The organism is Streptomyces roseolilacinus (genome assembly GCF_014649335.1).
Taxonomy (GTDB): Bacteria; Actinomycetota; Actinomycetes; order Streptomycetales; family Streptomycetaceae; genus Streptomyces; species Streptomyces roseolilacinus.
Window position 1 is genome coordinate 267,392 of record NZ_BMSV01000002.1, and the last position, 13,246, is coordinate 280,637.

At 74.8% G+C, this 13,246-nt stretch carries 8 protein-coding genes; 3 read left to right on the forward strand and 5 right to left on the reverse strand.

Annotation, left to right across the window (positions count from 1 at the left end):
• The first annotated feature begins 110 nt into the window (after positions 1-110).
• On the forward strand, positions 111-2,657 hold the full coding sequence (locus IE106_RS05430) for an alpha-L-arabinofuranosidase family protein (RefSeq protein WP_189530371.1): 2,547 nt from the start codon (positions 111-113) through the stop codon (positions 2,655-2,657).
• Positions 2,658-2,896: 239 nt separating this feature from the next.
• Positions 2,897-3,928 carry a LacI family DNA-binding transcriptional regulator gene (locus IE106_RS05435; protein ID WP_189530373.1) on the forward strand — a complete coding sequence of 344 codons (1,032 nt, stop codon included), beginning with the start codon at positions 2,897-2,899 and terminating at the stop codon, positions 3,926-3,928.
• On the opposite strand, the gene IE106_RS05440 is transcribed toward IE106_RS05435, so the two are convergent.
• The gene (locus tag IE106_RS05440; protein ID WP_189530375.1) at positions 3,915-4,679 is read right to left on the reverse strand and encodes a tyrosine-protein phosphatase; all 765 of its coding nucleotides are present in this window, start codon (positions 4,677-4,679) and stop codon (positions 3,915-3,917) included. The genes IE106_RS05435 and IE106_RS05440 overlap by 14 nt on opposite strands.
• Positions 4,680-4,963: 284 nt before the next feature.
• Between IE106_RS05440 and IE106_RS05445 the strand changes: the two genes are divergently transcribed.
• The gene (locus IE106_RS05445) at positions 4,964-5,524 is read left to right on the forward strand and encodes an SMI1/KNR4 family protein (RefSeq protein WP_229840064.1); all 561 of its coding nucleotides are present in this window, start codon (positions 4,964-4,966) and stop codon (positions 5,522-5,524) included.
• Between the two features lie 288 nt (positions 5,525-5,812).
• Here IE106_RS05445 and IE106_RS05450 read toward each other — a convergent pair whose 3' ends face one another.
• The 4 genes from IE106_RS05450 to IE106_RS05465 form a co-directional block, all read right to left on the reverse strand.
• Positions 5,813-6,541, reverse strand: coding sequence for a glycoside hydrolase family 12 protein (locus tag IE106_RS05450; protein ID WP_189530377.1), 729 nt, complete (start codon positions 6,539-6,541; stop codon positions 5,813-5,815).
• A 28-nt stretch (positions 6,542-6,569) separates the two neighbouring features.
• Positions 6,570-8,777: a glycosyl hydrolase family 95 catalytic domain-containing protein gene (locus IE106_RS05455; protein ID WP_229840139.1), complete on the reverse strand. Its 2,208-nt coding sequence runs from the start codon at positions 8,775-8,777 to the stop codon at positions 6,570-6,572.
• A 143-nt stretch (positions 8,778-8,920) separates the two neighbouring features.
• Complete coding sequence (locus tag IE106_RS05460) at positions 8,921-10,897, reverse strand: beta-galactosidase (RefSeq protein ID WP_189530381.1); 1,977 nt, start codon at positions 10,895-10,897, stop codon at positions 8,921-8,923.
• Positions 10,897-13,122, reverse strand: coding sequence for a sialidase family protein (locus IE106_RS05465; protein ID WP_189530382.1), 2,226 nt, complete (start codon positions 13,120-13,122; stop codon positions 10,897-10,899). The genes IE106_RS05460 and IE106_RS05465 overlap by 1 nt, the downstream gene beginning before the upstream one ends.
• Positions 13,123-13,246: the final 124 nt, after the last annotated feature.

A 13,246-nucleotide genomic window follows, 5' to 3' on the forward strand; every position in this document is an offset into this window, starting at 1 on the left:
GGTGACCCTGTCGTAACCGTTGACGCGTCAACCCGCCCTGCCTATCTTCCTGTTCGAAGTCCTGGTCAATGTCCGATATATCGAACAACAGAGATCCCAGGAGCATCCACATGGCACCCATACGGCCGAGGCTCGTCCTCGCGCTGGCGGCCGCGCTCGTGGGGACGGTGCTCGCCGCCCCCACCCGGGCCGACGACACCCCCGTGGCCGAACCCGCCGACTACACCCTCGCCGTCCACCCGGAGCGCGAGGGCCCCGCGATCGACCCCACCATGTACGGCGTCTTCTTCGAGGACATCAACAACGCCGCCGACGGCGGCCTCTACGCCGAGCTGGTGCGGAACCGGTCCTTCGAGTTCTCGCCCGTCGACAACGCCGCCTACACCCCCCTCACCGGCTGGCGGACGACCGCGCACGGCGGCGCCACCGGCACCGTCCGCACCGTCGACGACGCCGACCGCCTCAACGAGCGCAACCGCACCTACCTGCGCCTCGACCTCTCCGGCCACGGGGCCCCCGGCTCCGGCTACGGCGTCGTCAACTCCGGTCACGGCTCCGGTGTCGCCGTGCGCGCCGGCGCCCGGTACGACTTCTCCGTCTGGGCCCGCACCGACCAGCGCCGCGGCACTCGGCTCACCGCCCGCCTCCGGGACGCGGACGGCGCCCCCCTGTCCGCCCCGCTCACCGCCACCGTCCGCGGCGACCGCTGGACCAGGTACAGCGGCACGCTCACCGCCGGCGCGACCACCTCCGGCGCGCGCCTCGCCGTCACCGCCGAGGGCGGCGGCGTGCTCCGCCTCGACATGGTCTCCCTCTTCCCCCGCGACACGTACAAGGGCCGGAGGAACGGCCTGCGCAAGGACCTCGCCGAGAAGATCGCCGCGCTCGAACCCGGCTTCCTCCGCTTCCCCGGCGGCTGCCTCGTCAACACCGGCTCCCACCAGGCGTACGAGGCGCCCACCTGGGAGCGGGAGCGCTCCTACCAGTGGAAGGACACCATCGGCCCGGTCGAGCAGCGCGCCGTCAACGCCAACTTCTGGGGCTACCACCAGAGCTACGGCCTCGGCTACTACGAGTACTTCCAGTTCGCCGAGGACATCGGCGCCATGCCGCTGCCCGTCGTCCCCGCCCTCGTCACCGGCTGCGGCCAGAACCAGGCCACCGACGACCCGGCCCTGCTGCGCCGCCACATCCAGGACACGCTCGACCTGATCGAGTTCGCCAACGGGCCCGTGACCTCGACGTGGGGGCGCAAGCGCGCCGAGATGGGCCACCCGAAGCCGTTCGGCCTCACCCACCTCGCCGTCGGCAACGAGGAGAACCTCCCCGACGCGTACTTCGAGCGCTTCCGGCAGTTCCGCGCCGCCATCGAGGCCGAGCACCCGGGCGTCACGGTCGTCGGCAACTCCGGCCCCGACGACACCGGCGCCACCTTCGACCGGCTCTGGGAGCTCAACCGCCAGGCGGGCGTCGCCCTGGTCGACGAGCACTACTACAACAGCCCCCAGTGGTTCCTGGAGAACAACGAGCGCTACGACTCCTACGACCGCCGGGGGCCGAAGGTCTTCCTCGGCGAGTACGCCTCCCGCGACAACCGCTTCGCCAACGCCCTGTCCGAGGCCGCGTTCATGACCGGCCTGGAGCGCAACGCCGACGTGGTCAAGCTCGCCTCGTACGCCCCGCTCCTCGCCGACACGCACGAGAACCAGTGGCGGCCCGACATGATCTGGTTCGACTCCACCCGCTCCTGGGGGTCGACCAGTTACGAGGTCCAGAAGCTGTTCATGAACAACACCGGCGACCGGGTCGTGCCCAGCCGGGCGTCCGGCACCCCGCAGCTGTCCGCCCCGATCACCGGCGCGGTCGGCCTGTCCACCTGGGCGACCGCCGCCGCGTACGACGACGTGCGAGTCACCGCCGAGGACGGCACCGTCCTGCTCGGCGACGACTTCTCGGCCGGTGACGGGCGGTGGACCCGCGCCGCGGGGCGCGGCACGTGGAGCGTCCGGGACGGGGCGTTCGTCCAGTCCGACCAGGCCGCCCAGGACACCCTCGTCACCGCGGGCGACCCGGCCTGGCGCGACTACGACCTGAGGGTCAAGGCCACCAAGCAGGCCGGCAGCGAGGGCTTCCTCGTCGCCTTCGGGGTCCGCGACACCGGCAACCACTACTGGTGGAACCTCGGCGGCTGGAACAACACCCGGTCCGCCGTGGAGAAGACCGTCGACGGCGGAAAGCAGACCCTGGTGGAGAACGCCACGACCGTCGAGACCGGCCGCACCTACGACCTCCACGTCCAGGTCCGCGGCCGCCAGGTCACCCTCTACCTCGACGGGGTCAGGTGGGGCGGCTTCACCGACGACAGCCGCGCCGAGCCGTTCCGCCAGGTCGTCACGCGCGACGCCGCCACCGGCGAGCTGATCGTCAAGGTCGTCAACGCCCAGGAGGCGCCCGCCCGCACCCGGATCGACCTCGGCGCCGAGCCGGCCTCGCGGACCGCCCGGGTGACCACGCTCCAGGGCGCCCCGGACGCCGTGAACACCGCGGAGGACCGACCGGTCAGGCCCGTGGAGTCCACCCTGACCGGGGTGGCGCGCACCTTCACCCACACCTTCCCGGCGCACTCCGTGACGTTCCTGCGCATCGCCACCCGATAGACACCCGCGCACGGCCCCCTCGCCGGGCCGGAATCTTCACTACGCTGGGCCGGGGAGGGCGCACGCCGCCCTCCCCGGCTCTTCCGGTGGCGGCCGTTCCGCCGTCCCGGCCTACCGTCCCGGTACTCTGTCGAAGCGCTTCGACAGTTTCTCTGGACAGCTGTCAGAGGGCCCTCTAATCTCGGAGCGGAGCGAATCGAAGCGCTTCACTTCATGTGTCCTACCGTCCGGGAGAGCCGATGGTCACCCTTGCCGATGTCGCTCAGCATGCCGGAGTCTCCGCCAGCACGGTGAGCTACGTCCTGAGCGGCAAGCGGTCCATCTCCGCCTCCACCCGCGCCCGCGTCGAGCGGAGCATCGCCCAGCTCGGCTACCACCCCAACGCGGGCGCCCGCGCGCTGGCCAGCAGCCGGTCGAACATCATCGCGCTGATGATCCCGCTGCGAACCGACATGTACCTGCCGGTGATGATGGAGATCGCCATCGCGGTCGCCACCACCGCCCGCGGCCACGGCTACGACGTCCTCCTCCTCACCGGCGAGGAGGGACCGGCGGCCGTCCGCCGCATCGAGGGCAGCGCCCTCGCCGACGCCATGATCCTCATGGACGTCGAGCTGGAGGACGACCGGCTGCCCCTGCTGCGCGAGGCGTCCCGCCCCGGCGTCCTCATCGGCCTGCCCGCCGACCCGGCCGGCCTCAGCTGCGTCGACCTCGACTTCGAGGCCGCCGGCGCGCTCTGCGCCGAGCACCTCGCCGGTCTCGGCCACCGCGAGATCGCCGTCATCGGGGAGGCCGCCGCCGTCTACGAACGCCACACCGGCTTCGCCGAGCGCACCCTGAACGGCCTGCGCGAACGCAGCGGCGAACTCGGCCTCCGCCTCCTGCACCGGCCCTGCGAGGGCAGCTACGCCGCGGTCGCCGCCACCCTCGCCCGCGTCTACGACGAGCGGCCCGGCACCACCGCGTTCGTCGTCCAGAACGAGGCCGCCACCGACCCGCTGCTCGCCCTCCTGCGCCAGCAGGGCCGCGCCGTGCCGGAGGACGTGTCGGTGATGGCCATCTGCCCCGACCAGCTCGCCGCGCACGCCTCCGTACCCCTCACCTCCGTCGCGGTGCCCGCGCAGAAGATGGGCCGCCACGCCGTCGAGCAGGTCGTCGCCAAGCTGGAGGGGCGCGCCGCGGACGGCGTGGTCCTGCTGGCGCCGGAGCTCACCGTCCGCGAGAGCACCGGCCCCCGCCCGGTCCCGGTGCCCCCCGTCAGCCCCCGCTGACGGCCGGGGCGGGCTCCAGGAGGGCGTGCCTCAGGGCGCCCACCAGGGCGTCGTCCACGCCGAGCCGCTCGGTCGCGTAGCCGGTCAGCGACCCGTACCGGTCCCCGATCCCGTCCAGGAAGAGGCGCATCACCTCGCCGGGCGCCCGCCCGAAGTGCGGCCAGACCAGCGCGCGGCCCGGGTCGTTCGCCAGCCAGTCGGCCACCAGCCGCTCCGTGGCCAGCTCCGTCAGCGCGAAGTCCGCCACGACGGTGTCCTCGTCCACCCCGAGCAGCCCCAGCACCAGCGCGGCCAGCAGCCCCGTGCGGTCCTTGCCGGAGGCGCAGTGGAAGACCAGCGGGCCGCTGTCGTCGTCGGCGACCAGCTCCAGCGCCCGGCGCAGCTCCTCGACCCCGTCCTCCGCCACCTCCAGGTACCGCTCGGCCAGGTACGGCCCGACCTCCACGTCGGGGGCGAGGCTCGCCTGGTCGTACGGCCGGTGCTCGACGCTCAGGTTGTGGTACGCGAACGAGGGGTGCTCCGGCACGCGGCCCCGCCTCTCGATCTCCCACGGGTAGCGCAGGTCGACGACCGTCCGCACGCCCAGGGCGAGGAACCGGTCCCAGTCGTCCCCGCCGCCCGGCCTGCCCAGCTTGCCCAGCGAGTCGGAGCGGTACAGCCGCCCCCACCGCACCGTGGACCCGTCACCGGTCGCGTACCCGCCCAAGTCGCGGAAGTTATGCAGCCGTTGGAACGCCACGTGTCTCTCCATGCGCCCGATCATGGCATTCCCGGCCTCCGGCCGCCGGGGCGGCGGTGACCGGGCTCCGTCCGGCGGGCCGACCCGGCCGTCCCGTGGAGTCCGGCCCCCGCGGGGCGGGTGCCGCGCCGTCGGGGGAGTCCTCGCGGCGGTCGGCGTCGATTGCCGTAGGACGACGCCCGCGACGCCCGCGCGCTTCGGGGCTCCGGCATCCGGTACCGGCGCTCCGAACGGTAACCTCCGCGTGGCGCGGTCGTACGGGGCGGCCGCCCGCAGGGCAGAGGGGGGAGAACGTGGTGGAGAGCTGGTCCCGCGTGATGGGTCTTCTTCGGAGGTACGCCCCGGCCGATCACGCGGACCTGCCCGGGCCCGCCACGGAAGAGATGCTCGCGGCCGCCGAGGAACGGATGGGTCTCTCCCTCCCCCGGGACCTGCGGGCGTGGCTGCTGCAGAACAACCTGGACCTTCCCGAGGAGGACGCGGACGACGACGTGGCCTGTCGCGGATTCGCCGGGTTCCCGGACGAGGGAAGCTTCTTCCTGGGCGTCCGGGCGATGGAGGGGCTCTACGCGAACCGCTTCGTACCCGGTGGATTCGACCCTCCGGACCGGCCGGACGACCCGTTCTGGCGCAATGAGTGGATCCCGTTCCTGTCGGACCAGGACGGCTGGGCGGGGAAGTTCGTCGACGTGAGGGACGGGCGCGTCGGCAGGTGGTCCGTGGGCGGGACCACGATCACGGGCGAGTACGCGTCACTGGCCCACTACTTCGACTCCGTGGCGCGGACGCTGACGAGGATCGCCGAGGGGGAGCACCCGGTCTGCGAGGTCGTCGAAGGGCGACTCGTCTGGTCGTGAGGCACAAGCGCCACAGGTGCCACAGCCGTCACCATCGTGCTCGCTGACCGGGCCCCGGGCCCGCCGAAGACGCCGCGCGCCGGACGGCGGCTCCGCCACCCCTCGTGGCGACGGCCCGGCTTGACGCCCCGCGACAGCGGCGGATCGAGCCGGGACCCCGGCCCGTTCGTCGGATTCCCGCGTCCCACGGGGTGCGGGCACCGGTGAACGAGGCCGACGCCCGAGGCGGGTCCCGGATCGTGTCCTCGAAGTGCCGACTGCCGGGCGACGCCCCTTCGAGGGCGCTCCCTAGCCCGCCGAGACCGTCAGGTTCTCCGTGACGAACTCCAGGCCGCCCGCCGACGAGGTGATCTCGAAGCCGAACTGCACGTCACCGATGGTCTCGTTGCCCCACCAGCCCTTGGTGTCCTTGATCCACTCAAGGATCGGCAGGACGTTCACCGTGCCGGACGTCGAGTCCGAGGTGCGCACGAACGAGAACACCTCGTGGTACGACCCGTCCGGGTTGGTGACCCTGCCCTTGTACACGTTCCAGCTGTGGCCGCCGAGGGTGGCGCCGCCCTGCGCGGTGCCCAGCGGGCCGACCGGGCCGTTGTGGTTCATCCAGAGCATGACCTCGTAGTCGTAGTCCGTGTCCCAGATGTCGTACGCCGTGTTGTAGGCGCCGGCCGCCGGCACCTTCACCCGGTAGCTGCTGTTCAGCGAGGACATGCCGGTGATCGTCTTGTTGACCACCTTCTTCGCGTTCGGGTACGACTTGATGCCGCCCGTGTTCGGGTGGTCGGCCCACACGCCCCAGTTCGTCCCGGAGTTCGCCCAGGTGCACTGGGCGCCCGCGCCCTGGCCCCAGATGTTGTTGTAGAGGGTGTAGCCGTTCAGCGAGGTGTTGCCCCACTGGTCGCAGTTGTGCCAGACGGCGGCCTGCGCGGGGGCGGCGGCCAGGCCGAGGGTCGCGCCGAACGCGAGCACGGGCGCGAGGAACGCCGTGCGGAGCCTGCCGAGGATACGTCGTGCCATGGGTCCCTTCCAGGGGTGTGTGGGGGGATCACCCGGTGCCCAGGGTGAGCACCAGGTCCTCGCCGGCGGTCAGTTCCAGCGGCTCGCCGCCGGCGGGGGTCCTGAGGTCGATCCGCGCCGTCCTCGACGGCCGGACCGTGGCGGTGCAGCGCCCGTCGCGCCACTCCAGGTCGACGCGCGCCCCGAACCGGGTCCGCACGCCGCGCAGCGCGCCGCGCGTCCACCCCGCCGGGAGCGCCGGCAGCAGTACGAGGCGGCCCGGCGCCGACTGCACCAGCAGCTCGATCAGCAGCGCCGGCAGGGTGTGCGCGGCGTCCGCGTTGTACACGTCGCGCCCCGGGTAGTGGGCGCTCATCAGCGACGCGTGGAAGAAGTCCCCCTCCAGCACCCGCCGCAGCGCGCCCGCCGCGCGTTCCCCGTCCCGCAGCCGCGCCGCGACCAGCGCGTGGTGCAGGTGGCCGTGGGCCGAGTCGTTCTCCGCGCCCCGCAGCTCCAGCGCCCGGTGCGCGGCCCGCGCCAGGTCGGGGGTGTCGTACGGGTTGATCTCGCCCAGCGGCCACACCGGGTACAGGTGGCTCAGGTGGCGGTGGTCGTAGGTGTCCTCCAGGCCCGGCCACGCCCACTCGGCGAGCGCCCCGTCGTCGTTGACCCGGTACGCGGGCAGCCGGGCGGCCAGCGCCAGCAGCCGCTCCGCGTCCCCGGGGAGGTGTGTCGCCGCCGTGGTCAGCGCGTGGCGGGCGGCCGCGATGTCCATCGTCGCGTTGAGGGTGCCCCAGCTCGCGCCCACGGGCCGGTTCTCCGGCGAGTACGACGGGACGATCACGATCCGCCCGTCGGGGCCCGTCCGGGTCAGGAAGTCCTCGTAGAACCGGGCGACCTCGGCGAGCGCCGGCACCAGCCGCGGATCGGTCCGCCCGGTCGTCTCGGCGTGCTCCACCAGCGGCAGCAGCAGCCAGTCCGCGCCCGCCGTCCACAGGTGCAGCGGGTAGGCGCGCTGGAAGTGGTACGTGTGCCCCGACACGCCGTCCGTGTGGGACGGCGCGACCACGCCGCGCGCCCCGAAGACGGCCCGCGCGTTGTCCCGCCAGTCCGGCAGCTGCCCGTACACGAGCGCCGCGTGGGCCTCCGCGACCTCCGGCAGCGCGGCGGCCGCGGCCGAGGCGGTCTGCAGGTTCAGGTTGGCGTTGGTGGTGAACGCCCCCGACCAGGCGGTGTCCCAGTCCCCGGTCCACAGCCCCACCAGCCGCGGCGGCAGCATCCCGCTCGCCGACAGCAGGTGGTACCGGCCGGCCGCGAACAGCCGCTCCACCAGCGCCGCGCTGTCCGGCCGGGCCAGCAGCGCGCTGCCCGGCAGCGCCCGCTCGGCCGGGTCCGCGCCGAGGTCCAGGGCCACCCGTTCGTAGGCGTCCCGGTGCCGGGCCTCGTGCCGGGCGAGCAGCCGCGCGTACACCCGCGCGGGCGCGTCCTCCCCGTCGAGCAGGCCGCGCAGCCCGGCCGCCTCCGCCCGGACGTCCAGCTCTCCGGTGTGCCGGCGCACCCGCGTCAGCAGCAGCACCTCGCGGGCGCCCGTCAGCCGCACCCCGTCACCCGTCACCTCGGCCGTGCCGCCCGCCGCGACGACGAGCGTCACCCCCGTGAAGGCCGCGTCGCCGTCCGGGTGGCGCGCCCGCAGCGTGAGCAGTGCCCCCGGGGGCGTCAGGACGGTGCCCCGGCCCACGGCCAGCGCGGCCGGCGCGCCGGGCAGCCGCGGGTCCAGGGCGATCCCCGCGTCGACCGGGCCGCCCGTGACGTACTGGACGACCACGTCGTCGGCGCGCGAGACGAACACCCGGCTCCCGTGGCCCGCGCACACCGCCCGGACCACCCCGGTCGCGAAGTCCACCTCCCGCCGGTACCCCGGCGCGGCCCCGTCGGGCCGTGATGCGCCGTCCCGGCGGAGGCGCACCGCGAACGCCGGGTGGAACGCGCCCACCCAGCGCAGCGCCCGCCCGTCGGTGAACCCCTCGGCCGCCGTCGTGTCCCCGGCCAGCAGCCGGTCCTGCAGCCCGGGGAGCTCCTCCGCCAGCCGGGGCGGCAGCGTGTCCGCGGCCGGCACGGGGCGGACCAGCGTGTGATGGGTGACGATGACCCGGTCATCGTCCGGGTCACCGAACACGAGAGTGCCGTGGCGGCCGTTGCCGCTCAGGAACGCGTCCTCCCACCGCGCCGCCGGCTCAGGCTCCCACGTCCCGTGCACCGGACCGGCCGACGGACCGGCCGACGGACCGGCCGACGGACCGGCCGACGGACCGGCGGCCGGGTCGGCGGGCACGGCGGCCGGACCCGCGGACACGGCGGCCGGCGGACCGGCGGGCAGGCCGGCGGGGGTCACGTCGGCCGTCACGGCGCCTCCTCCCGCAGCACCGCCACCCCGTACCGCTCCAGCGCCAGCGACCCGGCCACCGCCGCCCCCGACAGCACGTCCCGGTACGCCCCCGGCACGGCCACCCCGACCGGCGCGCGCCCGTGGTTCAGGACGAACAGCAGCCCACCGCGGCGCACCGCCTCCACGCCGGCCGGCAGCCCCTCCAGCACCGGCCGCACGCCCGCGCCGGCGGCGGCCCGCCCCAGCAGCCCCCGCAGCCCGGCCGGCTCCGGCAGGGTCGACACGTACCAGGCGCGGCCCCGGCGCAGCACCGCCGGCAGGCCCGCCAGCTCCCCGCCCCGGTACGCGGACACGACCTCGGCGTCCGCCACCTCCAGCTCCTCCGACCACAGCGTGCCCGCGAAGCCGTCGCACGCGACCGTCTCGCCCCGGTCCAGCGGCCACCACTCGTGGAGGACGCCGATCCCGAACAGGGCGCGCAGCCGCTCGTCCATGCCGCCCGGCCGGATCCGGTCGTCCTCGTCGGCGACCCCGGTCAGGAACCCGGACACCAGCGTGCCGCCGCCCGCCACGTACGCCACGAGGTTGTCCACCGCCGCGTCCGACAGCAGGTACAGCTGCGGCACCACCACCATCCGGTAGCCGCCCAGGTCGTGCTCCGGGTGGGCGAACGCCGCGGTCAGGCCCTCCTCCCACAGCGCCCGGTGCCACGCCCTGAGCAGCTCCGGGTACTCGACCTCCCGGGAGAGCCGCCCCTCCTGCTGCGTGGCCCACCAGGTGTGCCAGTCGTGCAGCACCGCCACCTCCGCCGCCACCCGCGTGCCCGCCACCCGGGGGCCGAGCACGGCGAGTTCGGCGCCGATCCGCTTGACCTCCCGGAAGGTGCGGCCGTGCTCGCCGGCGTGGGGCACCATCCCGGAGTGGAACTTCTCCGCGCCCTGCCGGGACTGCCGCCACTGGAAGTAGCAGACGCCGTCCGCGCCGTGCGCCACGGCCTGCAGGGACAGCAGCCGGTTCAGCCCCTCCGGCTTGGGGTGGTTGACGTCCCGCCAGTTCACCGTGCCGGCGGCCTGCTCCATCACCATCCACGGCCCGCCGCCCGCCTGCGACCGGGTCATGTCCCCGACCAGGGCGTTGTACTGGCCGCCGAGCGGGTCCTTCGGGTCCGGGTAGACGTCGACGGAGACGACGTCCTCCCGCGCGGCCCACGCCCAGGCGTCCTGCCCCGACCACAGCGGCATGAAGTTCGTCGTGACCGGGACGTGCGGGGTGTGCCGGGCGACGATGTCCCGCTCCGCCGTGTAGCACTCCAGCAGCGCGTCCGAGGTGAACCGCCGGAAGTCCAGCAGGTGCGCCGGGTTGCGGAGGTACTGGGCGCGGCGCGGCGGGATGACCTCGTCCCACGTGTCGTACCGCTGCGACCAGAACGCCGTGCCCCACGCCTCGTTGAGCGCCTCGACCGTGCCGTACCGGGCGGCCAGCCAGCGGCGGAAGTGCCGGGCCGTCTCGTCGCACCAGCAGTGCGTGCAGTACTCGTTGTTGATGTGCCACATCGTCAGCGCCGGGTGCCCGGCGTAGCGGGCGGCGAGGTCCTCCGTGATCGCCGCCGCGTAGGCCCGGTAGGTGGGCGAGCTGGGGCAGAACTGCTGGCGGGAGCCCCACCACACGGTCTGCCCGCTCTCGTCGCGGGGCAGCGTCTCGGGGTGCCGGGCGCCCATCCACGGCGGTGGCGCCGCGGTCGGCGTGGCCAGCACCACGCCGATGCCGTGCGCGTGGGCCAGGTCCGCCAGCCGGTCCAGCCAGCCGAAGTCGCGCACGCCGGGGCGCGGTTCGATGCGCGCCCAGGAGAACACCCCGACCGTCACCGAGTTGACGCCGGCGTCCTTCATCAGCCGCATGTCCTCGGCCCAGGTCTCCTCGGGCCACTGCTCCGGGTTGTAGTCGCCGCCGAAGAGGATCCGGCCCCGGGTGACGTCGTCGAGGGCGGGCATCAGACCGGGTCCCCGTACTGGACGCCGCGGCCGTTCGTGCCGAGGTAGACCCGGCCGTGGATCCGCGGGTCGCCGGTGATCACCTCACCCGTCCAGCCCCACTGGTGGGCGTCGTCGTTGATCCGCACCCAGCTGCGCCCGGCGTCGTCCGACCGGTACACGCCGGTGAGGTCCTCCACGGACCCGGTCTGGAAGACCGCCGGGTAACCGTCCCCGCCGGGCGCCGCCTTGCCGAAGCCGAGCGCGTACGACGCCCGGCAGCTCGTCACCCGGGTGAAGGCGCGCCCCCCGTCCGTGGACCTGAACAGGCCCTCGCCCTTGGCGGAGAGCCACAGGTCGCCGCTGCGGCCCGGGGCCGCGGCGATCCTGAACTGGACGTCCCCCGAGGGCAGTCCGGTCGCGCCGGCGGTGAAGGTGGCGCCGCCGTCGGTGCTGGTGTACACGGTGCCGGCGGTGGTGTCGTACGCGTAGAAGCGCTTCGGGTCGACCGGGTCGGCGACCGGGGCGGCGCCCTCGGGGAAGGTGGCGACCTCCGTCCAGTGGGCGCCGCCGTCGGTGGAGCGGTGGGCGGCGTGGCGGGTGCCGTCCCAGTGGACGAACGACCACAGCAGCACGCCGCCGTCGGCGCCGGTGACGAGGGGGCCGGGGGCCTCCCCGGCGACGGCGGGCTGGGCGGCGAACGGCGTCCACGTCCGGCCGCCGTCCGTCGAGTACGCGCCGTTGCCGTGGTCGCCCCAGCCGGCGCGCACCACGTACTCCGGCCGCAGCGGCGCCAGCGACAGGCCGGTCGCCGTCCCGAACACCGGGTTCGCGGCCATGCCCCGCGACGGGGAGGCCGTGAGCCGCTCGTGGTACATCACCCCGATGTCGCCGAGCCCGCTCAGGAGGTGCGCCCGCCCGGCGGGGGGCGACACGAGCTGGCGGACGGAGCTCTCCTCCAGGCCGCGGATCTGCGGCGCCCAGCGGCGCAGGTCCCGCGTGGCGTACAGCGTCGCGCCCGTGCCGAACACGAGGTGCCGCGAGTCGAACGGGTCGAGCGCCAGCGCCTGGATCCACCAGCCGAACTTGGGCTCCTCCCCGCCCCACCTCAGGTACGGCGTCTCGGACACGTCGAGGACGGCGGAGTCCTTCAGGGACGTCCAGGTCGCGCCGCCGTCCGTCGACCGGAACAGCGTGTCGACCGGGCCCCAGCGGTTGTTGGTGGACACGACGACCGTGCCGGGGCGGCGCGGGTCGGTCGCCGCGCCGCCGTACCCGAAGGTGTCGCCGGGGCCCGGCCGGACCGGGGTGACGTCGGTCCACGCGCCGGTGACCGTGTCGAGCCGGTGCACGGAGCCGTCGGACTGGCCGTTGGGGCCCGGGGCGTCCGCGTAGGTGACGTACAGGGCGCGGGTCCCGGCGTCGTACGCGGCGCGGATCGGCACCTTCGCCGAGGCGCCGCCCGGCCGGCCCGGCACCGCCTCCCAGCCGCCGCCGGCCGTCGTGCGGTACAGGGCGCCGTCGCCGTCGCCCCAGCCCGCGTACACCGTCCGCCCCGCGGCGACCAGCAGCGTCACGCCCTGGCCCGTCCCGGAGGGCGTCGCGGGGAAGGGCGCCGCGGCCCAGGTGGCGCCCCGGTCGCGGGAGACCAGCAGGCCGTCGTGGCGGGTGCCCAGCCACAGGGTGGCGGGGTCGCGGGGGTCGACCAGCAGGCGCTCGCCGGTGCCCCGGCCGTCCTCGTTGGCGCCCAGCTTCACGTCCAGGTCGGTGCGGGCCCAGGTGGCGCCCCGGTCGTCGGAGCGCAGCACCGCGCCGTTGCCGGACCACGGCTGGGTGTACGTGCCGAGCGCCAGGTACAGCCGGTCCGGGTGGGCGGGGTCGACGGCCATCGCCTCGACGCCCAGCAGGTTCCAGTCGTCCCAGCCCAGGTGGTCGGTGAGCGGCGTCCAGCGGGCCGTGCGGTCGTCCCACCGGTAGGCGCCGCCGATGTCCGTACGGGCGTAGGCCAGGCCCCGCGCCCTCGGGTGGAACAGCACGCCCGTGACGAAGCCGGTGCCGCCGATGACGGCCGTCCGCCAGCGGTAGGGCGCCGCGCCGGCCGTCGTGCCCGCCGCGGGGGCGGCGTTCGGGGCCGCGGCCGGGGCCGGGGCGGCGTGGGCGGCGGCGGAGACGGCGGAGACGGCGGCGAGCGCCGCGGTGGCGCCGCCGCCGAGGACGGACCGCCGGCTCAGCGGGGAGGGACACATGACAGGCCTCGATCTCTGGAGGTCGACGGATGGGGGGGACCCGGGCGGGGTGACGCCTGCCGGGACGGGGGGTGGTCACGTCCCGGCGGGCGTCGGTACGGGGGGAGGGGCGGCGGGGCGGGCG

Coding starts and splice junctions, on each gene's coding strand:
- IE106_RS05430 (WP_189530371.1), top strand. CDS start 111: ATGGCACCCATACGGCCGAGGCTCGTCCTCGCGCTGGCGGCCGCGCTC.
- IE106_RS05435 (WP_189530373.1), top strand. CDS start 2,897: ATGGTCACCCTTGCCGATGTCGCTCAGCATGCCGGAGTCTCCGCCAGC.
- IE106_RS05440 (WP_189530375.1), bottom strand. CDS start 4,679: ATGGAGAGACACGTGGCGTTCCAACGGCTGCATAACTTCCGCGACTTG.
- IE106_RS05450 (WP_189530377.1), bottom strand. CDS start 6,541: ATGGCACGACGTATCCTCGGCAGGCTCCGCACGGCGTTCCTCGCGCCC.
- IE106_RS05460 (WP_189530381.1), bottom strand. CDS start 10,897: ATGCCCGCCCTCGACGACGTCACCCGGGGCCGGATCCTCTTCGGCGGC.
- IE106_RS05465 (WP_189530382.1), bottom strand. CDS start 13,122: ATGTGTCCCTCCCCGCTGAGCCGGCGGTCCGTCCTCGGCGGCGGCGCC.